16 protein-coding genes are annotated in these 19172 nt (G+C 48.8%); 6 read left to right on the top strand and 10 right to left on the bottom strand.

The window, feature by feature from the left end; genetic code table 11:
• Nucleotides 1-55: 55 nt before the first annotated feature.
• Nucleotides 56-1471 carry an MFS transporter gene (locus tag AB1756_08540; GenBank protein ID MEW5807377.1) on the bottom strand — a complete coding sequence of 472 codons (1416 nt, stop codon included), beginning with the start codon at nucleotides 1469-1471 and terminating at the stop codon, nucleotides 56-58.
• Between the two features lie 455 nt (nucleotides 1472-1926).
• Here AB1756_08540 and AB1756_08535 point away from each other — a divergent pair, with 455 nt between their 5' ends.
• The 6 genes from AB1756_08535 (at nucleotide 1927) to AB1756_08510 (ending at nucleotide 8729) form a co-directional block, all read left to right on the top strand.
• Entirely contained in the window at nucleotides 1927-2109 is a 183-nt protein-coding gene (locus AB1756_08535; GenBank protein MEW5807376.1) for a hypothetical protein, read from the top strand.
• A gap of 129 nt (nucleotides 2110-2238) precedes the next feature.
• On the top strand, nucleotides 2239-3414 hold the full coding sequence (locus tag AB1756_08530) for a sigma-70 family RNA polymerase sigma factor (protein ID MEW5807375.1): 1176 nt from the start codon (nucleotides 2239-2241) through the stop codon (nucleotides 3412-3414).
• 407 nt (nucleotides 3415-3821) lie between these two features.
• Nucleotides 3822-4625 (top strand): AmmeMemoRadiSam system protein B, encoded by an 804-nt coding sequence (amrB, locus tag AB1756_08525; protein ID MEW5807374.1) that lies wholly within the window; start codon nucleotides 3822-3824, stop codon nucleotides 4623-4625.
• A 35-nt stretch (nucleotides 4626-4660) separates the two neighbouring features.
• Nucleotides 4661-7054, top strand: coding sequence for an LPS assembly protein LptD (lptD, locus tag AB1756_08520; GenBank protein ID MEW5807373.1), 2394 nt, complete (start codon nucleotides 4661-4663; stop codon nucleotides 7052-7054).
• A gap of 152 nt (nucleotides 7055-7206) precedes the next feature.
• Nucleotides 7207-8061 carry a dTDP-4-dehydrorhamnose reductase gene (gene rfbD, locus AB1756_08515; GenBank protein MEW5807372.1) on the top strand — a complete coding sequence of 285 codons (855 nt, stop codon included), beginning with the start codon at nucleotides 7207-7209 and terminating at the stop codon, nucleotides 8059-8061.
• A 128-nt stretch (nucleotides 8062-8189) separates the two neighbouring features.
• Nucleotides 8190-8729, top strand: coding sequence for a hypothetical protein (locus AB1756_08510; GenBank protein ID MEW5807371.1), 540 nt, complete (start codon nucleotides 8190-8192; stop codon nucleotides 8727-8729).
• Here the strand turns inward: AB1756_08510 and AB1756_08505 are convergent, their stop codons facing one another.
• The 9 genes from AB1756_08505 to AB1756_08465 form a co-directional block, all read right to left on the bottom strand.
• The gene (locus AB1756_08505) at nucleotides 8730-9416 is read right to left on the bottom strand and encodes a nucleotide exchange factor GrpE (GenBank protein ID MEW5807370.1); all 687 of its coding nucleotides are present in this window, start codon (nucleotides 9414-9416) and stop codon (nucleotides 8730-8732) included.
• Between the two features lie 22 nt (nucleotides 9417-9438).
• On the bottom strand, nucleotides 9439-10806 hold the full coding sequence (locus tag AB1756_08500) for a trypsin-like peptidase domain-containing protein (protein ID MEW5807369.1): 1368 nt from the start codon (nucleotides 10804-10806) through the stop codon (nucleotides 9439-9441).
• 96 nt (nucleotides 10807-10902) lie between these two features.
• Entirely contained in the window at nucleotides 10903-11751 is an 849-nt protein-coding gene (gene htpX / locus AB1756_08495; protein MEW5807368.1) for a zinc metalloprotease HtpX, read from the bottom strand.
• Nucleotides 11752-11823: 72 nt separating this feature from the next.
• Nucleotides 11824-12273 carry an Hsp20/alpha crystallin family protein gene (locus tag AB1756_08490; protein ID MEW5807367.1) on the bottom strand — a complete coding sequence of 150 codons (450 nt, stop codon included), beginning with the start codon at nucleotides 12271-12273 and terminating at the stop codon, nucleotides 11824-11826.
• 42 nt (nucleotides 12274-12315) lie between these two features.
• Complete coding sequence (clpB, locus tag AB1756_08485; GenBank protein ID MEW5807366.1) at nucleotides 12316-14928, bottom strand: ATP-dependent chaperone ClpB; 2613 nt, start codon at nucleotides 14926-14928, stop codon at nucleotides 12316-12318.
• Nucleotides 14929-15226: 298 nt separating this feature from the next.
• Nucleotides 15227-15445 carry a NifU family protein gene (locus AB1756_08480; GenBank protein MEW5807365.1) on the bottom strand — a complete coding sequence of 73 codons (219 nt, stop codon included), beginning with the start codon at nucleotides 15443-15445 and terminating at the stop codon, nucleotides 15227-15229.
• Between the two features lie 55 nt (nucleotides 15446-15500).
• Nucleotides 15501-15677 (bottom strand): 4Fe-4S binding protein, encoded by a 177-nt coding sequence (locus tag AB1756_08475; protein MEW5807364.1) that lies wholly within the window; start codon nucleotides 15675-15677, stop codon nucleotides 15501-15503.
• Nucleotides 15678-15750: 73 nt separating this feature from the next.
• The gene (locus AB1756_08470; GenBank protein ID MEW5807363.1) at nucleotides 15751-16596 is read right to left on the bottom strand and encodes an alpha/beta hydrolase; all 846 of its coding nucleotides are present in this window, start codon (nucleotides 16594-16596) and stop codon (nucleotides 15751-15753) included.
• A complete protein-coding gene (locus AB1756_08465; GenBank protein ID MEW5807362.1) occupies nucleotides 16571-18955 on the bottom strand; it encodes a HEAT repeat domain-containing protein in 2385 nt (794 codons plus the stop codon). The genes AB1756_08470 and AB1756_08465 overlap by 26 nt, the downstream gene beginning before the upstream one ends.
• Nucleotides 18956-19172 lie beyond the last annotated feature (217 nt).

The raw sequence follows: 19172 nt of genomic DNA, 5'->3' as shown, positions 1-19172 counted from the left end.
AACTCTTCTCATGGCGATCCAGTTGGCCAACCTTATTTATGGTTAAGGAGGGATTTCAACGGGGGAGCGGGATATAAGGTTTTTCCCCGGCGATCTTCCTGCGAGCTGCCTCTTCCCTTGTCTTCAGGGCTTCTTCCCTCCTGATCCCTGCTAATGTTTCCAGAACGAGGAAGAGATAGATGGCGGCTCCAGCGAAGAATGTGATCCTGATATGAGCCGCGGCAATCAATCCGCTCACCATTGGACCGATGGCTCCACCAAGGAGAGCCGAGCTCGAGAGGATAGCATAGGATGTTGCCCGGCTTCTTTCCGGGAACAGGGTGCCTCCAGTAGTGAAAGCAACAGTCAGGACTCCACCTGTTAAAAATCCTGCCAGTATCCTCATCGCCAGGAATTGGTATTCTGACTGCACAAAAGCCATGGGGAAGACAGTGAGTACCCCCCCTGCTAACGAGAAGATGACGAGCCTTTTCGGAAGGAGCTTTGTGGCCAGGTGCCCGAGGATGAAAGCGGAGGCGGCCTCGGCAAAGGAGGCAAAGGAAACGGTGATTCCGGAGATCAATCCCAGATTTTCCTTTGTTCTGGAAAGCATTTCGACGAAGAGGGGAGTCACTGTGGAGAAACTTCTCGAGACGAGGTTGGCAAAGAAGAGAAGGATGATGATGGAAAGAATGCCGGGGATCCTCAGAATCTCCATGAATCTGAGTCCTCTCTCTGATTCTATATTCTGCAGTACTGTGTTCTCCATCTTTCTTCTCCTTGTTTCTCCTTCGTGGATATCATAAGGGGATGGATCTTCAGCGTAGAGAGTGGCTTTTAAGCCGTGAGATGCCCTGCTTCCAAATCGCACAGAGTCTCCCAGCGTCACATTGGAGGACAGAGATTCATTCTTTACGTCCTTATAAAAGAAGACGATAAGCGCGAAAGAGATGAAGCAGAGAAAGGATGTTATTCCACAAGCCGCTCTCAATCCTATAAGATCGTAAAGGATACCGCCAATGAAGGGACCCACCCCCACTGATAAGATCTGGAAGGACTGCAGCATTCCGATGGATCTTCCGATACTCTCTTTAGGACAGCCGGAGGTAATCAGGGCGATTGACATGGCGCTGAAACCACTGAAGATGCCAAGGAGGATTCTCAGTGCCAGAAGGGAATAGACATCCCATACGAAGATCATTAGAAACCAATGGATGGTCATGGCCAGGAGAACTCTGCCGACCATTATCTTCATCCCGTACCGATCGGCCACTCTTCCCCAGAAAGGGCCGAGAAGGGCGGCAAGAAGGGGGGATATGCTAAGGAGGATCCCTGACCAGATAGCTATAGCTCCCCCCTTCACTCCCAAGGAGGCGACAAAATAGGGGAGGAATGGCATGACAAATGTGAAACCCATGAAAACAATGGAAGCTGCCAAAATGACAGCGATCTGATTTCTCTTCCACTGTTCCTCGGGCCATCTCAAAAGCATAGCCTTTTATTTTAATGAAGGTCTGCCAATATTACAAATGCTCATAGTTTCTCTGCGAAAAGTTCGGCTACAGGCAATCCAGGAATCTTTGATAGATGCAGGGTCAAGTCCATTAACTCGTTTGTTTTCAATGGAATAGATATGAATATTGAGTGAAACATCCCAGTAATGGGGGGTTCATTGGACAAATAAAATGCTTTAGCTCAAGCCAAATGACCTGAAAATATGCTGCTAGATAAGGGTGCTACGGAAGTGAAAAAAAGTTGTTGACAAAATGGGATTTAGGCCGTATTATCTATGAACTTTATATGGCAAAGAAATTGCTGCCTAGATTATAGAATTTTGAAACTTTTATGGATAAAATGAATCTACATTAGTAGAAAAATAATTAACTTGACTATATATAAATTTCATATTAATTTTTATATAGTCTTTAAAATACGGGTGGAGGAAAAATGACGAAAGTGAATAGCGGAAAGAAGGTTATCAATACACATATTTCCGATGAAGAGCACAAGTTCTTGAAAGAGATGGCGAAGAAAAACAGCATGACCTTGACGATGTATCTAAGGTTGCTGATCAGGAATGACATGAGGAGTGTGGGCCAGCTTAATAATTATCTGAAACATGATAAATGAGTGATAATTCATAAAGACCTCCCGGCAAGCTGTTCTTGAAAATTATTTTTAACAGACTCACCCGGTAAATAGGAAATGCAAGCATCTGCAGAAGCGTCTGCGGATGCTGTTGGAGGATAGATATCAGAAATGTTTCAACCTAAAGAAAATTTTGAAGAGTACATAAGAGACAAGTTTGAGGATGTAGAGTTCGAAGAGATCGATCAGGAAGCCGAATCCGTTGAAACAGAGACGATTCCCGAGCTCCCTGAGATCCCTTCCTCCATACCGAAGAAGCTTCTCCCGCTTTACCTCCGTGAGATGGGAAGCACACCCCTCATCAACGAGGCAGAGGAAGTGAAGTATGCAAAACTGCTGCTTGAGGGAAGGAAAGCCGTGGCCAAACTGGTGAAGAACCTTCCCGCTTCTGCCAGGAAAATCATTCTTCCGGAACGGGAGAGATGGAGAAAGGTCGAGGAGAGACCGCTGGATGAGATAAGCGACATCGTCGACAGGATTCTATGTTACGCTGACAACATAGCCGGCAGGCATGAGTTCGACAGAATTAAGCAGGAAGCCATGGCAGCCCAGAGGAAGATCACGGCGGCAAGGGACAAGCTGATCCTTGCCAACCTGAGACTCGTTGTCCATCTTGCCAAGAAATTCCTCAATCATGGGATACCTTTCATGGATCTCATCCAGGAGGGAAACATTGGTTTGATGAAGGCCGTTGAGAAATTCGAATACACGAGAGGAAACAAGTTCGGTACTTATGCCTACTGGTGGATCAAGCAATCCATTGAGAGAGCTATCGCCGACAAGGCCAGAACCATTCGGATTCCGGTCCATGTCAACGAGAAGATGAAGAAGATAGCTCGCGCTGCGAGAGAACTCGAAGAGAAACTCCGAAGGAGGCCAACGCCGGAGGAGATTGCCAAGAAGGTAAGGCTTCCGATCGAGAAAGTGGAAGAGATCCTCGGAGTTGTACGCGAGCCTCAAGCTCTGGATGAGACTCACAATACGGAAGACGGGTATGGAATGCTCCGGTTCGTTCCTGATGCAAAGGCCGTCTCTCCCCATGACGTGACCGTTGACATGGAACTGAAATCAAAACTGGATAACATCATGCAGGCTCTGACGATGAGAGAACAGAGGATCATCAGGATGAGGTTCGGGATCGGCCAGGGATCTCCAAGCACGCTGGAAGAGATCGGGAGGAAGATGAATCTTTCCAGAGAGAGGATCAGGCAGATCGAGGCAGCGGCTCTCAAGAAGATCAAAAGAGTGGATGACTGTTGCATCTTGAAAGATTACCTCTCCTCCTGACGAATGTTCCAGCGCCGCGATAGGAACAGGCTGAGTTCTCAAAAAGACTCAGCTTTTTTTTGAGATCAAACATATTTCCGGATAGAAAAATATCTTTTTGTTGAAAACTTTTTTATTTCTAGCACTTAAAGAATAATAGATTTATTGCCATTCGAGCAAACTTGTAAGTATTTGAAAAATAAAAAGTTATCTGTATGCCTAATCTTTGTGCAATCTGGTCTAACTTTCTAATTTTTCGTGATTTATGACGATGGATCCGTTGTTTTCAACATGGTTTTCCACAGATTCTGTGAGTAATCCTCGTTGGGATGCAAGATTTGATTTTCATTTGTGAGGAACCATGCTTTACAAGAGTATATTTAATTGTTAATATTTGGAAAAAATCAAGCTCTTAGAGCGGAGGTTCTATGAACAGAAAACCCGCCGTTTCTGGAATGTTCTATCCCAGCACTCCTGCCGAATTAAGAGAAATGATAGAAGAATTTGTAGATAGGAAAGCTGCTAAGGAGAAAGCAATTGCCATCATCTCTCCTCATGCAGGGTACATCTATTCTGGAAAAGTCGCGGGGAGAATATTTTCTTCCGTCGAGCTGCCTGAGAATTTCATAATACTCTGCCCGAATCATACGGGGCGTGGAGCCAGAGCCTCAATCATGGATTACGGTACCTGGGAAACCCCTCTCGGCAAGGTGAAAATCAATTCCGATCTTGCCCTCCTTCTCAAAGATAACTCACCGACGCTGGAGGCCGATTCGGATGCGCACATCCGTGAACACTCTCTGGAAGTTCAGCTCCCCTTTCTCCAGCACCTTCTCGACGATTTTTCCTTCGTGCCGATATGTCTGTCGACACAGAGCTACAGGGAGCTAACGGATATCGGGGAAGGGATCGCTTCCTCGGTCAGGGAGTATGAGAAACCAGTGCTCATCATCGTGAGCAGCGACATGACTCATTATGAAGATGCCAATTCCGCGAGGGAGAAGGACATGAAAGCCATCAGGATGATAGAAGAAATCAATCCACGGGGTCTTTACGACACGGTAAGGAGCGAGGGAATCACCATGTGCGGCTATGCTCCGGCCGTTTCCGCTCTCGAGGCATGCTGCCAGTTGAAAGCAAAGAGAGGCAAACTGGTAATCTACACGACATCTGGAGATACGACAGGTGATTACAGTAGTGTTGTTGCCTATGCGGGTGTTCTTATAGCTTGAGGAGATACGGTAACATAAACGGAAGAAGGGATAGCGTGATTCATCGTCCTGGCCTCTCTTTCTTCTCTATCTTCCTGATTCTAATCGCCTTACTTTTCCCTGTCTTCACTAACGCCATCTTATGCAGCGCACCCGAGGAAGAGAGGGGGTCTAGGGCTTCAGAGGAAAAAACTCTGGAGAGGCAATCGAAAAAGGTGCTCCTGCCCGTTGAATTGAAAGAGGAAATCAAAATCAGCGCGGAAAAGGTGAGCAAGAGTTCGGAAAATGAGTATCTTTTTGAGGGTTTTGTTGACATTGTCAGCGGCACATCAAGGATCCAGGCGGATAAGGTCTATCTTGACAATAAGACAAAGAATTGTCTGGCCGAAGGTTCTGTCCTGCTTGATTGGGGGGAGAACAGGCTTGCAGGTGATAAGCTCGAATTTAACCTCGATACTAAAAAAGGTGTCATATATTCCGTTCTGGGATACATTGAGCCGGAGTATCTATTTAGCGCTGAGAAGGTCGAGAAGATTGCGGATGATAAGATCGTCATTCGCAAGGGGGTTTTCACATCCTGCACCCAGCCAACACCATACTGGAGCTTCAGGGTCGGGCGAGCCCTTGTGCATCTCGATCACTATGCTCATCTGAGAAATGTCCTCTTCAAAGTGAGGAAGATCCCTCTCATCTATCTTCCTTACCTCATCTGGCCTGTCAAGGAAGATCGAGCTGCTGGCTTTCTCTTTCCGGAAGTTGGATCCACGAAGAATAGAGGAAGGGTGATCAGCGAAGCATTTTTTTGGCCCATCAGGCGCAATATGGATGTCACTTTCTATGCGGATTATTACACCCTTGCCGGCCTTGCAGGGGGGATAGAATACAACTTCCTACCGAACGATCAGGGGAAGGGAAGATTCCTCGGCTATTACATCGACGATAAGGTAGCCGACAGGAATAGATACAACTTTAATTACACACAGGAACAGAACTTTCCCAAGGGGTACCGGCTGACGGCAGACGTCAATGAGATAAGCGATTTCAATTATTTCATAGACTTTGAGAGGGATCTAAAGCTGAGCGCGATGAACTATTCCCTCTCGAGGATCAACCTGGCGAGGAACTGGTCCTATTACTCCACCAATTTCAGGGCGGAAAGGAGAGAGCAGCTCCTGGGAGGGGGTGAGCTGGTGCAATCCATTCTCCCCCGGATAGAGTTCAGAGGGAGAAGTCAACGGCTCTGGAATTCTCTTTTCTATTTCTCCTTTGAATCGTCGTTCAACAACTTTGCCAAAGAGATAACGAGGCTTGATCCCCTCCTGGGTGAGGTTAAGAGTTACGATGCCGATTACATGAGATTCGACCTTTTCCCAACTATCTCCGCGCCATATTCGCCCTTCCCGTGGCTGGATCTGAATCCATCGATACATTTCCGGGAGACCTATTATACCAGGAGACTGGATCCAGAGGATTCCTCACGGGTTGTGAGCGAATCTCTTAACAGGTTTCTGGCGGGAGGCACCCTCGAGATCATCGGACCGAAGTTTTACAGGATCTATGAACGGCCGAAGAGCGAGTTCTCTCCCCTTTACAAGCACAGCATGGAACCAAGGATCGTTTACTCTTACTCGCCGACTTTCGATAGAGACATGGAAGTTCCCAGGTTTGATGAGATTGATTTTGCGAGAGGGGGGAACATTGCGACTCTATTTCTGAGGAATGCCCTCTATGCGAAGAGATCCCCTTCTCCGGCTGCCGTACCCAGCGAGCCTGAAGATGTGAAGAAACCGGCGGAGAACGTTGTCGATGACACTGAATTGAAGATCGAGAGTGAGGATGAAGGTGAAGATAAAAAGAAGAAGGAGAACTTCACTCAGAAGAGGGTAGCTCTTCAAGCCTTGAATCCTGTAGAGATCGCCTCGTTCGAAATCTTTCAAAGCTACTCCTTCGACTTTCCGCTCTCGTCATCGGGGGCTTCACAGAATTTTGAAACTAAGAACTCCTCCCCCATATCGGCAGTTCTGCGACTCAATCCAGCGGCAAATTACAGCTTTGATCTCAAGGCGACCTACGATACGATATACAAAGCCTTGAGGAGCAGCTCCATAAGCGCCTCGTTGAAGAAAGGGGAAATCGGCTTCCTTTCTCTGAACCTATTTCGCCTGAAAGGATTCGAGGGAACGCAGGATCACGAGCAACTAACATTCGAAGGGGGAACGCAACTCTTCCATCAGAAATTGGGGCTGAACGTCAAGTTGAGTTACAACTTATTCGAGAGCTTCTTGCCTGAGCAGAGATACAGAATAGAATATTTCACCCAGTGCTGCGGGTTCTATTTTGAGTATCTTAAAAGGGATTTCACGACCAATGAGAGAAGGGAGTTCCGATTCGCAATCGATCTGAAGGGGATTGGGAAGGTAATTGATTTTCACCATGGCTTTCCCAAATGAGACTTTTGTTGAAACTCAGGTTAATGTTCGGATTGACTGCGGGGTCGAGATCTGGTTTTGTTCTGGCGAAGACACCAGGGTTGAAGTTTAGATTCAAGCTCGGTCGCGCCACACGAGATTGTGGGCTATCTCGCTGTTTGGGATCATGATACATGAGCATTAAGTTTCTCATCACAGGATCTGACGGGCTTCTTGGAAAAGATGTATCAAAGATCGTTTCATATGAGTATCCCGATTCTACGATCGAGTCTACGATGGAGTTCCTGGACATCAGAGACTACGACCGTCTTGCCATGGAGTTTGAGAGAATTCTACCCACAGTGGTAATAAACTGTGCCGCCATGTCCAACGTTGACTGGTGCGAGGATCATCCTGATGAGGCTTTCGAGGTGAATGCCGAAGGAGCGTTCAATATTGCAAGAGGATGCAGACATATCGGGGCGAGGCTCATCCATGTCAGCACTGACTACGTCTTTGATGGAAAGAAGACGACGCCTTACGCGGAGCATGACCAGCCCAACCCTCTTTCCATCTACGGGAGATCGAAATGGGAAGGGGAGAAGGCTATTCTCGAAGAGAACCCGGACAGCATAATCCTCAGAACCTCGACTCTTTTTGGAAGAGGCGGCCCGAACTTTGGAAGCAGCGTCGTGGATCGTTGCCGGAAAGGGGAAAAGATCAAAGCGGTCGTCGATTGGTACAGCTCCCCGACATCGACTATTGATCTGGCAAAAGCGATGAAAAGACTTCTGGGGATCGAGTTCAAAGGAATTCTTCACTTCGTGAACTCGGAAGTCTGTTCAAGATACGAGCTGGCGTCGGCGGCGCTGAGGATGGAAGGGATCGATGAATCACACTTGATCCCGGTCAGGTTGAAGGATCTCGATCTAAAGGCTCCACGGCCGTCGTACTCGGCTCTCGACAATTCTCTCTACACGAGATTGTCGGGCGAGAAGCCGAGAGGATGGAAGGAGGCTCTCAGAGACTTCCTTCTCGGCCAGGTTTAAGATCATGGATCAAAACAAAAGATGACATTTGAGACCGGAGGTTGACAGAAATGAGATGCTACCCGCAAAGAGTTGGTTTTCTTTTTTTGTTTCTTTCTCTGTGCATGGTTCAGGTATCTGGTCTCTCCATGATTCAGGAAGGAAAAGCTACACTCCCCGAGTCTGACGAGATTCTGATCATGGAGAAGATGTCGGAATGCTCCTTTCTCAAGAATGTCTTTCACGAAGGGGATCCATTGATCATTTCAAAGGAGAATGACTGGCTCTTTGCAAACCTGGTCAAAGACATGAAGACCTACGTATTCGGATACAAAGGTGGTCAGATGAGAGACTGGGGGGCGCATCTTCCGAGATGGTCGCTGGCCGTGGGGAGCATGGAACTGGGGCTAGTAATTGCTCATTTCAGCGGCGTCGTGAAGGATGGGAAGTACGTCCTCAACCATGTATCTACCATCTCCAGAAAGTGCCGCAACACAGACATTCATGCCTCGGTGAGCTTCGCAGGAACAATTGAACAGATCTCAATCGATGAGAACTGTGACAACTTCCTGGATAAGATCTACAACGTGGATGTGGGGGTGGGGTCAGATTTTGAAAAAGAACCGTGGGCCGGTGCCGCAAAGATCATCCTTGAGAGTATCGGCAGACTTAAATCAGGGAACTGGTGATCATTCTTCCTTCGGGGAAGCCTTTTTACTGTTGGTCAGGGTTTTCGCCACTTTTACCTTGGCGGCGCGCAAGGTCTGTCCCTGGAACGTGTAGCCGGGCTGAATCTCTTCTAAGATCAGATTGTTCTTTGATGGATCGTTGACTTCTTCGACTATCATCGCTTCGGCTAAGTTCGGATCAAAAGTGGCTCCCAGAAGTTTCATCTTCTCCACTCCCTCCCTGTTCAGGATGGACAGGAACTGGTCTCTGGCGATGACAATTCCCTCGAGGAGTCTGCTTTGGTCGTTGGTGTTGCTGGCTGACAGAATGGCCCTGTCCAGGTTATCGAGCATCTCCAGGAGCTTCATGAATATTTCCCTCTTGCTGGCTGCAACCTTCTTGTCAATATCTCTTTTCAATCGCATCCTGTACTCTTCATGCTCGGCCTGAATCCTCTTGAAGGCTTGAATGTACTCCAGGAGCTTCTTCTCGCTTTCCTCTTTGCTGGCCTTGAGCTCTTCCACATAGCTCGGGTAGAGTTCCGGTTCCTTTCCTTCTTCAGTTGCTTCTCCCTTTTCTTTCTTCGTCCAGAATCTCTTGTCGATGACCTTGAATGGTTTCTTATCGGCTAGTGCCTTTTCATCTCCGTTGCCTTTTCCGGTGCCGCCTTTTTTCTTTTCTGCTTTTTCTTCTTTAATATTATCCATACGACCCGAACCTCCCGAAGGATTAATCAAGCTCCATCGTCAAACGGTAACTGTATCTCCCGCGCACTATAAGCATATAGATGCTCCTCCTCGAGAGGAGCTTCGGGAGCAACTTGTTGTAATCCTCGACGCTATCGATGAAGTTATTGTCGATCTGAATGATTATGTCACCCCTCTCGAGTCCCCTTCGATCTGCCGGTCCTCCCGGCTTGATCCTGGAAATGACTACTCCTTTGGATCGAGAGCCAGTGACGATGCTGAAGATACTTGATCTGGTGGAGGAGACTTCCATCCCAAGTTTCTCGAAGGAGAATCTCCTGCTGGGAAAGTCTCCGATGGTGAGTGCGGAGGTTCTAAATCCTCCTTTTCCGCTGATGGAAAGAACGACGCGATCGCCAATGTTGTGTTTGCTGATGATCGTGTCGTAATCTTCCTTGGAATCCAACTCTTCATTCCCGATCCTGGTGATGATGTCTCCCACTCTGATCCCGGTTGATTCGGCGGGGCTTCCCGAGAATACTTTGACTACGACGGTCCCTTTTGATTCCGTGGTTTTTAAGTATCTCTTCAGTTCAGCATCGAGCGTGGCCACTTCCATTCCAAGCCAGAGAGGGCGTACTTCGCCGTAACTGACGAGTTCATAGAAAACCTTCTTCGCCCTGTCGATCGGAATGGCAAAACCGATCCCCTCAGCCTCGCTTATAATGGCCGTGTTGATGCCAATAAGTTCCCCCTCGATGTTAAGGAGCGCGCCACCGCTGTTCCCGGGGTTTATTGCCGCATCGATCTGGATGAAGTCGCTGTAAATCCTTTCCCCGTTCCTCGCCTTCAGCTTTCTTCCGAGGGCGGAGACGACCCCTGTCGTCACCGTATTGGAGAAGCCAAAGGGATTCCCGATGGCGATTACTGTTTCTCCGATCATCAGGTCATCGGAGCGCCCAAGCCTGATGGAGGGAAGTGGATCTGTGGCATTGATCTTGAGAACAGCCAGGTCAGACGAAGGGTCCGTACCAGCCACTTCGGCAAAGAACTCTCGCTTGTCCGCAAGGGAGATTCTGATTCGGGAAGCTCCCATGATGACATGTTCATTTGTGAGAATGTACCCTTTGCCATCAATAATAACTCCCGAGCCAAGGGAGTTTTGTACGTATTCCTCTTGGGGAGCCTCAAAGAAAAAATCTCTGAAGAAACTTCTTAGGTGGGAGTCGAAGAAAGGATTATCCTCGAGCTTCTGTTCAGTCGAGATATTCACTACGGCAGGTCCAGCCTTCTCTGCCACCTGCACGATGCCGCTTCTACGCTGAGCTTGAGGAAAAGCCTCGGAATCCGGAAATAAAATGAGAACGACGAAAAAAATGGCAGGGATCAAGGCGATCTTTCTTTTTTTCATAGTCTCCTCACCGGGGAAATCACCCGGTCCTTTTTAGAACAAACCAGAATGCAAGCATGGCTACATCCGATCTATTCTGGAAAATTCTCAAAAGGGTTAAAAGCTTCTGCTGAGAAGACGGCGGATCCTCTCCTCGATGGGAGGATGCGTGCTGAAAAGGTTCAGGAGGGATCCCGCCGATAACGGCTTCACGATGAACATGTGGCTGGTGGCGGGATTGGCCTCCATGGGAATCCTTCCGGAATATTTCCCGAGTTTCTCCAGCGCCCTTGCCAGACCCTGAGGGTTCCCGGCAAAATTTGCCCCCGAAGCATCGGCCTGGTATTCGCGCGATCTCGCAATGGCCATCTGTATCAGAACGGCAGCAATCGGAGCCAGGATAGCCATGAAGAGAAGAGCAAAGGCATTTCCTCCCTCTTCGCGATTCCTGCCTCCGTATCCACCGAAGAGTGCTGCCCATCTTGCCATGTTCGCAAGAAACATGATTGCTCCCGCGATCGTGGCTGCGATCGATCCAATGAGGATATCCCTGTTCCTCACATGAGCCATCTCGTGGGCGATGACGCCTTCAAGCTCTTCTTCCGTGAGAAGATTGAGGAGCCCTCCGGTCACTGCTACCGCAGCATGAGCCGGGTTTCTTCCCGTCGCAAAGGCGTTGGGAGCCTCAGCCGGCATGATGTAGATCTTCGGCTTCGGAATGCTGGCCCTTGCGGCAAGCCTTCCAACGATGGAATGCAGATCGGGAGCTTCGGATTCCTGGATTTCCTTCGCCCGGTACATTGCGAGGACTATCTTATCGGAAAACCAGTAACTGACAAAGTTCATGATCCCGGCAAAAACAAGGGCAATGAGCATGCCCTGCTGACCACCCAGAAGGCTTCCGACGACGAGGATGAGCCCTGTGAGAAGCCCCAGAAGTATAGCTGTTTTGAACGAATTTGCCATCATCTACAATCCTTTCTGATTTCTTTTGCACTGTATTGTATCAGATAATCGCCGTTTCGACACAACGGTCGACTATTTGATCTCGACTTTGATCTTTTTCGACTTCGTTTCTTCCTTTTTGGGAATAACGACTTCCAGAACACCGTTCTTGTGCTCGGCCATTATCCTGTCCACATCAACGGTGTTAGGGAGGGTGAAGCTTCTCGAAAATGCCCCGTAAGCACGTTCGATCCTGAGGTAATCCTCCCTCTTTGTCTCTTTTTCAAGCTGTCTCTCTCCCTTGATCGTGAGCATGTAATTCTCGACTTTCAACTCGATCTCATCCTGTTTCATTCCGGGGAGGTCCACCTTCAGGACGATCCTGTCCGCAATTTCATAAATATCCACGGAAGGGCTCCATGCTCCAGCGGAGAGCCCCTCTTCCATGGCTCTCGACCTGGAAAGAGAATCTTCGAAAAGTTTATTCATTCTCTCCTGCAAGGCCAGCAGATCTCTGAAAGGATCCCATCTTGTGATAGCCATATCCGTCACCTCCTGTTGAATCGGTTACGAACCATGAAAGACTCAATTTCTTGCCGGTGTTTCCATCCTCTTTTCGAAGAGGATATCCCCCTTTGAAGAGAGGTCTACCACGACAGTATCGCCTTCATTATAATCTCCTTCAAGCAGTTTCAGCGAGAGGGGATTTTGAATTAGCCTCTGGAGCGCCCTCTTGAGGGGTCTTGCTCCGAATGCCTGGTCGAATCCCTCCTCAGCTATGAACTCTTTTGCTTTATCCGTGAGGATGATCTCTAACTTCTTTTCTGCGAGAAGAGCCTTGAGCCTGCCCACCTGAATGTCGACGATCCTGAGAATATCACTCTTCTGCAGATTCCTGAAGATGATGACGTCATCGATTCTGTTGATGAACTCGGGGCGGAAAAAGGCTTTCAGAGCATCTTCCATCTTCTTCTTTACTTCTTCCGTTCTTGGCCCCGCAAGTTCGTTGATATAGGAAGAAGCGATGTTCGAGGTCATTATGATGATGGTATTCCTGAAGTTGACCGTTCTCCCTCTCCCGTCCGTCAGCCTTCCCTCGTCAAGGATCTGCAGAAGGATGTTGAAGACATCAGGATGGGCCTTCTCGATCTCATCGAGAAGGATGACCGAGTAAGGTCTCCTTCTGATAACCTCCGTGAGTTGCCCTCCCTCCTCATAACCGACGTAACCGGGAGGGGCGCCGATCATCCGGGCGACGGAATGCTTTTCCATGTACTCGGACATATCGAGACGGACCATGGCACGCTCGTCATCGAAGAGGGCCTCTGATAGAGCTCTTGCCAGTTCGGTCTTCCCGACGCCAGTCGGACCCATGAAGATGAAAGAGCCGATCGGCTGATTAGGATCTTTCAATCCCGCGCGAGCTCTTCGTACCGCATTGCAGGCCGCTGCTACCGCTTCGTCCTGCCCCACGACTCTCCGCTTGATATGCTCCTCCAGGTGGACAAGCTTTTTCGTCTCGCTCTCGAGCATCCGCGAGACAGGGATCCCGGTCCATTTGGATACGATGATGGCGACATCCTCCTCATCCACTTCTTCTTTGAGCATCTTCTGCTCTCTCTGGAGTTGGGCCAGGGAGGAGTTTTCCTCCTCCAGTTTCTTTCCCAGCTCCAGCAGCCTGCCATATCTCAGTTCCGCCGTCCTTCCGAGATCTCCCTCCCTCTCAGCTTTCTCCGCCTCGATCTTCACGTTTTCAATCTCTTCTTTTATTCTGCGGATTTTCGAGATCTTATCCTTCTCGGCATTCCAGTGTAGCTTCATCCCGTTCAAATCTTCCTTCAGTTTTGAGATCTCAAAGGATATCTTTTTCATCCGTTCTTTCGAAATCTCGTCTTCCTCTTTCTTGAGCGCCTCATATTCGATCTCGAGCTGCGTGATCTTCCTCTGTATCTCATCAATCTCGGTCGGCATGGAATCTATTTCTATCCTGAGCCTGGAAGCGGCCTCATCGATGAGATCGATGGCTTTATCTGGGAGAAAGCGGTCTGATATGTATCTGTTGGAGAGGAGAACGGCGGCTACGATGGCTCCGTCCTGGATCCTGACTCCATGATGGACTTCATACCTTTCCTTCAGACCTCTCAGGATGGTGATGGTGTCTTCCGCTGTGGGCTCTTTGACGAGAACGGGCTGAAACCGCCTTTCAAGCGCGGCGTCTTTCTCGATGTGCTTCTTGTATTCGTTCAGCGTGGTCGCGCCGACACAGCGGAGCTCTCCTCTTGCCAGAGCCGGCTTCAGCATATTGGAGGCATCCACTGCGCCTTCTGCAGCTCCTGCGCCCACAAGGGTGTGAAGCTCGTCAATGAAGAGTATGATCTCGCCGGAGGCTTCCTCGATCTCTTTGAGAAACGCCTTCAAACGGTCCTCGAACTCTCCTCTGTACTTCGTTCCAGCGACAAGAGCACCGATGTCGAGAGCTATGACCTTCTTGTTCTTCAACCCATCAGGAACATCACCGTTAGCGATCCGTCGAGCCAGCCCTTCCACGATGGCCGTTTTGCCAACCCCGGGCTCACCGATGAGAACGGGGTTATTTTTCGTCCTTCTCGAAAGGACCTGAATGACCCTCCGGATCTCATCGTCCCGCCCGATGACTGGATCAAGCTTCCCCTTACGGGCAAGGTCGGTGAGATTCTTTGAGAATCTCTCCAGAGCCTGATATCTGGACTCCGGACTCTGGTCCGTCACTCTCTGTGATCCCCGAACTGATTTCAGAGCCTGGAGGATCCGATCATAGGTTACTCCGCATCTTCTGAAAATTTCGGAAGCTTTTCCGCGCTGTTCTTCCACTATGGCAAGAAGAACATGTTCCGCAGAAACATAATCATCCTTGAAGTCTTCCGCAATTTTATAGGATCGATTTAGGGCCTTTTGAAGTGATGAGGAGATGCCAGGCTGTGAGAGTCCTTCACCAATGGCTCTCGGCTCTCTCTGTAAAGAGGATTCCAATTCAGCCAGGATAAGCTTCCTGTCGGTCTCCAGTTTTTTCAGGATTGCATTTGCGATCCCTTCCGGTTGCCTGAGAAGGGCAAGCGTCAGATGCTCTGGCTTGATCTCAGGGTGATCGTACTGCCCGGCAATCTCCTGCGATTCCTGGAGAGCTTCCTGTACTTTCAAAGTCAATCTATCGACTCTCACGCTGTGGATTTCCTTTCCACTGAAAAAATCGTTTGTTTATATAAAATTGAACCACTATAAAGTCAAGCTGCTTGGCTCGGATTTATCCGATAAGAAAGCGTCGCGTTGCACGAGGGACGAGAAAGAATGCCCGCTTGGTGAGGGTTCTGGCTACTAATAAAAGCATAGCGAACCTGTATTGCTAATTGTTTTAGAGTCGCCGATGGGATTGGTGGAACGAAAAAAGAGCACATTGAAGGAAGGGAATTAGGAAATGAAGAACCCTCCCTTGAGGGGAGGGGTCTTTAGATTCAGGGAATCAGACGGAAATGACTCTTTTGATTTCAGGAATCGTTTCCCTGATTTTCTGCTCGACGAAATGAGCAAGGGTCATGGCGGACATGGGGCATCCCACGCAGGCCCCGGTAAGCCGGACGCGGACCTCATCTCCGATGATGTCCACGAGCTCGATATCGCCGCCATCTCTCTGGAGAGCCGGCTTTATCTCATCGATGACCTTTTGAACCTTTTCTTTCATGCTTCCTCCAATTCTTTTTTTGTCGGGATCGGGCGTAATAATCGATCTGTATAAATCACTCGAGGGTTATGGCATTGTTTGGGCAGTTCTCGACGCAGAGATAGCAGTATGTACAAGCATTCTCGTTGACGATTCTCGTCTCCCCATCTTTGTGTTCGAAGACATCTTCAGGGCATACCTGAGCACAGAACCCTGATCCCTCGCAAAGTGCATAATCTATTATTACAGCCATTGTTGAAAACCTCGCATAAAATATTAATTTTTAATTATTATAGCAGCGTCCTCGGGAAAGCAAAATGTGGTTCTCAGGCAAGGCGGTCCAGGAAACGTTCTATTTCATGCAGGCACTCCTGGGGGTGGGTCAGGACGATGTGATGCCCGGAGTGTTTTATCACCTTCAAGGAAAGCTCAGGCAGCTTTTTCGCAAGATCGATTACTCCGCTCAGCGGGGAAACCTGGTCCCTCTCTCCGTGGAGAGCAAGGACGGGGATATCATTGAGACGTGATAAGAACTGATCTGCCCTGTATTTCAGGAGACAATTTTCCAGCGTGGAGGTGAGAGAGCGGAACGTAAATTTCCTGCTGTCGATCAGGACTGGAAACGGTATCCGAGAAAGATATGTAAGAGACATGTTAAAACCTGACCTCCAGATCTGCGAGAAGTTCGCAGAAAAACTGTTCGTCGTCAATAGATTCCTGTAGCTGGCCGATCCTCTCCAGAAAATCCTGTGAGCCATAGCCTCGTTGGGAAAAGCCGGAATGGAGATTAGAACAAGCCCGGCCACTTGACCCGGATATGCAGCGGCATATTCCGCTGCAATGATGGTGCCGAGCGAATGACCGATGAGGATGATCCTGTGATGTTCCAAATTCTTGCTCAGGAGGAGGCTTCTCAGAGAATCTCTGAAGATGTCGACAGAATAATGGATGTAAGGCTTGGGTGAGTATCCAAATCCAAGAAGATCGGGGATAATCAGATGATTGTTCTTCGCAAGCTTTTTCCTGATGGTGTTCCAGTAACGATGGGAGCCTGTGATACCATGAATGAGAAGTATCGGTTTCCCTCCCTTGGGTCCTTCCTCGAGATGGAATAGCTTGTTTTGAACTATCCTTTTTAAAAAGAGATCAGGGCTCATGACGTGACTTTTCATAAGCCAGGGTTGCGGCGATCTCTCTGATCTGAGCTACGGGGTCTTTCTCGGAAGTCAGGATGAGAGCTTGGATGGCTTCCTCTCCTCCTATCATGCTGAGAGCCTTGATGGCTTCGAGCCTTATCTCCGGATTTTCTGTCATGCCGAGGAGACTCTTCTTCATGAGGAGCTTGATCAGCTCTGGGACCGCATCCTTCACTCTCAATTTACCGAGGTTCTCTATGGCTGCCTTTCTCAATGTGTCGTTGGCATTCTCGAATCCATTACTCCTGGAAATGATCCTGAGCATCTTGAAGATCCCCTTCGAGCTCTTTAAATGGCCAAGGGATTCAATAGCAGCAATGATGACCGATTCATCGGAATCTTCAAGGGCCGAGGCAATCAGATCGATAGACTGGTCTCCACCAAGTTTTCTCAGCGTACGGATGGTTTCCCTTCTTACCCGGTGATCGGGATGCTGCAGGCTCCCTTTCAGATGTCTGATGACTGAGGGATCGCCGATCTCCCCCATCAGGAAGACGGCATTCCTCACGAGGTACCATCTCTCATCGTTCAGACACTGGATGAGATCTGGAAGGGCTCTTTCCTCGAGCGATCTGATAAGCTGAGCAATCTTGAATCGTCTCTTCCTGTTGCTCTCTTTGGCGATCTGGTTCACCAGGAATCTGATTACCTTATCGCTGAATACCTGTAGAAGCCTGGGAAGATTCTGCTCCGCTTCCGTCTTCAGCGAGAAATAATCTTCCAGAGCTTTTAAGATAAGATCTTCGGTCTCGATCTTGGACAGCTCAAAGGAGATGATATCCCGGCGGACATCCTCTTCCGTGAAGAACTCGTGGACCGACTTTTTCAACTTTTCGAGAATGGGGATTGATTCCGCATAGTTTCCGGAATCTATCTCTGCCACGGCAGTCGCAATGATAGTCTTGACAATTGATTCGAAGAGTTCTAGGTCGTTCTCGTCCTTCAACCGCCGAAAGAGGAGGTTCTGAACCTTGATCCTTTGCGGGGCGAAATTCGGATGCTCCTTCATGAAGATATACACTGGAACAGAGTTTTCGATGACGATTCTCCTGATCTCTGGAGAGGGGTGGATGAGACCGCTCATATATTTTTGTATCAGAGAGATCGCTTCCCTCCCAGAGTGCATCCTGCCTGCTTCCTCGATTAATTCCATGATGGACGAGAAAGGTCTGGACCATATCTTTTCGCTCGCCAGGATCGAACTTATTCTCTCGTCCGAAGAGCTCTTAAGCCAGTTTAGCTCTTCTGTGATCCTCTCTATCTCTTCACTGGAAACGCCGGCATCGGCCAGTCTTCCGAAAATCTTCAGATATGCATCCTCACGCCTCTCGTCGTCGGGGAATACCTTCGAGATGAAATCGGCAAGAGCACTGTGATCCCTGAGACCTGCCAGATACTGCGTCAGTATCAGATCGCCCACTTTTTCTTCCGGAAGGTAGGTCAGCAGGCTTTTCAGAAAGGAGTCTTTCACGGGAGTCAGGCTGCTCTTTTCGACGAGGAGGTGCTGGATTTCGGGCTTGAGGTTCAGGATGAGGCGGGCAAAGACGAGCTTGAGCTGGTTCCACCGACCGCCTGCCTGAGCCTGCAGCGCCGTCCCCAGCCTTTCAAGGGCGGCGATGACATCATGTCCAGTCAGAGTTCCGGAGGGGCTTTCAGATTTGAACTTTTCAAGCGTGCGGGCAAAGAGAAGAGAAATCTTCATCGGATCGGACATGATCTCGTCTATCTCCACCCTTTCTTCCATGCCGGAACCCTCTCCTATGAAAAGAGCCGTTCCAGATCCTGCTTCTTTCATCTGAGCGCCGGAAAGATCCCGCCCCTCTGTCAGATGGGGCTTGATTCCCGTGATGATATGTTCGGCGAGAGCGATGTCGAGCAATTCCTGGGATTCGGAAATCCTGCCGTACTTGATCGCGTTGGCCTGAATGAACGAGATTCGGCGACTCTCGAGGAGATCTGTTATGCTGCCTTCCTCTCCCATCTTTTCCGGGTTGAGGTTGAGGATGTCAATGAGTTCCTTCAAGTCCGAACGACTGATCCCTCTCTGAAAGGTGATGCTGAAGATGTTCCTCCTGTTGAATTCTTTGGCCATGGAGGACATCAGATATTTCTCCTCATCGATGATATTCTCATCGGCAAGCATCCTGTCGTCCACTGCGCTGATTGTGAATTCGTTTTTATCCTTGAGGATGGCGAGGAGGGCATCATAGCATTTTTTCAAGGAGGATTTTCCCTGAGGATGGTACTCCGTGTAGAGGAGAAGATTCTTCTGAGCTATGGCAAAGAGTTTCAGGAAATCAACGGCAATTCTTCTGGTAGAGATTTGCTCAGTCATATTCCTGAAATTTAACAGAGAAAGAAAACCAAGTCAATTGCAAGATGGATGCAGTTCGCTCCTTCAGCATCTTTGCCTGAGGCAATGGGATAATATAGTCAGAATTATTGAGGGTCGCGCAGCTATTTTACTGTTAGGGTGATTGTTTTGAAGCGGAAAATAAAAACCGCCGGCACGAAAGCCAGCGGCTTTTTCAATGCTATTTGCGATCAGTAAA

The organism is Acidobacteriota bacterium (assembly GCA_040752675.1).
Lineage (GTDB): Bacteria > Acidobacteriota > Polarisedimenticolia > JBFMGF01 > JBFMGF01 > JBFMGF01.
This window is presented reverse-complemented; position numbering and strand designations above follow the sequence as displayed.